Source organism: Streptomyces sp. 8L, assembly GCF_020176795.1.
Lineage (GTDB): Bacteria > Actinomycetota > Actinomycetes > Streptomycetales > Streptomycetaceae > Streptomyces.
Map to the genome: position 1 here is coordinate 1 of NZ_JAIUKE010000831.1, position 2,029 is coordinate 2,029.

Sequence of the window (2,029 nt, forward strand, 5' to 3'; positions counted from 1 at the left end):
GATGCGGCGTTTCGGTTGTTCGGTGAGCGGGGTGGTGCGGTGCGTCCTGGGTTTGATCCTGGGGTGGATGCGGGGGCGGTGGGGGAGATTTGTCGTCGGTTGGATGGTCTGCCGTTGGCGATCGAGTTGGCGGCTGCGCGGTTGCGGGTGTTGTCGCCGCGTCAGATCGCGGATCGGTTGGATGACCGGTTTCGGTTGTTGAGTCGGGGGAGTCGTACGGTGTTGCCGCGGCAGCAGACGTTGCGTGCGGTGGTGGACTGGTCGTGGGATCTGCTGGACGCGGGGGAGCGTGCGGTGCTGCGGCGGCTGTCGGTCTTCGCGGGCGGCTGCGACCTCACGGCGGCCGAAGCGGTCTGCGCGGACCCCGGCCACGGGCCCTCGGCGGACGCGGCTCCGGGCGGAAGCCGGCCCCCGCGCGCTCGCGGCGACGACATCGCCACCGTCCTCGGGTCGCTCGTCGACAAGTCCCTCGTCGTCGCCGTCCCCGCGTCCCACCCGGACGCGGGCATGCGCTACCGCCTCCTCGAAACCGTCGCCGAGTACGCGGCGGAACGGCTCGACGAGGCCGGTGACCGTGCCGCCGCCGAGCGCGCGCACCTGGTGCACTACCGGGAGCTCGCCCGCACGACCGACCCGCTGCTGCGCGGCGCGGAACAGCGCGTCGCGCTCGACACGCTCCAGCGGGAGTACGAGAACCTGCGGACGGCCCTGCGCAGGGCGCACGCGGCCCGCGACGAGCACGAAGTGCTCTGCCTGGTGCTCTCCCTCACCTGGTACTGGCAGATGGTCGACCAGCGCGTCGAGGCACGGCACTGGGCGACGGCCGCCGTCGAGCTCGGGCCCGACCCGTTCGCCGAGCCCGCGGGGCCCGCGCCGCCGATCCACCAGCGGTGCACCGACACACCGCCGCCGATGTCGGACGAGGTGCTGGAGGAGGCCAGGCGCGAGGTACGCATCCTGGAGATGATCAACGCCGACCTCTCCGTCGAGACCTGGGTCGCCGAGCACGAGGACTGGCTGCGCGTCGTCACCCGGGTCTACCGGGCCGGGCTGCCCCAGACCTGCCGCCACCCCGGCATGTTCTGGCTGATGGCGCTGCTGTTCACCGGCCACGCCGACCGGCTGGTCGAGGCCCTGGACGAGACGGTGCTCGCGTGCGAGGAGTTCGGCTACGACTGGGACCTGGCGAGCGTGCTCCGCATGCGCGCGAACGTGCGTGCCAACCGGGCCGTCACCGCCGAGGCGGGGACGCGGGACGCGGAGCGCGCGCTGGCCCTCTTCGAGCGGCTCGGCGACGCCTGGGGCAGCGCGGAGGCCCTTGCCGCACGCGGCGAGGCGCACGAGAAGACCTGCCGCTTCGCCGAGGCCGCCGCGGACTACACGGCGGCGCTCCAGTATGCGGAGAGGCTGGGCGCGCGCAACCACGTGGCACTGCTGCGGGTACGCCTCGCACAGAACCTGGTCGAACTGGGCAGGGGCGCGGAGGCGGAGGAGATGCTGCGCGACGTGCTGGCCGCGCACAGCCCCGAGGAGGGCGGCGGCAACAACCACGACGTGGCCCCTGCGGCCCGGATGTTCCTCGCCCTGTGGCTCGGCCGCACGGGCCGCAGACAGGAGGCCCGCGAACAGCTGCGCCAGGTCCAGGAGTTGTTCCACGACCAGTCGTTGGCGTTCTTCGGCGGGTTCATCGCGGCGGCCGTGGCCTGGCTGGACGTGGAGGACGGCAGCTTCGCGGCGGCGCGGGAGGGCGTGCGCGAGGCGCTGAACCACTCCCTGATGCCGCTGTCGCGGACCATGGCACCGGAGATGGGCGCGGGACCGGGCCGTGACGCGGTACGCCTGCTGGGCGCGTACGAGGCACTGGTGCCCGAGGGGCATGTGCGCAGCCCGTACGAGTCGGAGCTGTACGAGGCGGCGGAGAAGGAGACCCTGGAGGCGCTCCTCGGCGACACGGCGGCCCACCCCGAGGCCCGCGCCGCGGGCGCGGCCCTCTCCCTTGAAGAGGCGACGGCGCTGGTCTGAGGCGCCC

Annotated in this window: 1 protein-coding gene; it reads left to right on the plus strand. The window is 73.3% G+C overall.

Features of this window, described 5'->3' with window-relative positions:
• Positions 1-219: 219 nt before the first annotated feature.
• Complete coding sequence (locus LCE31_RS39210) at positions 220-2,022, plus strand: ATP-binding protein (RefSeq protein ID WP_225023028.1); 1,803 nt, start codon at positions 220-222, stop codon at positions 2,020-2,022.
• Positions 2,023-2,029 lie beyond the last annotated feature (7 nt).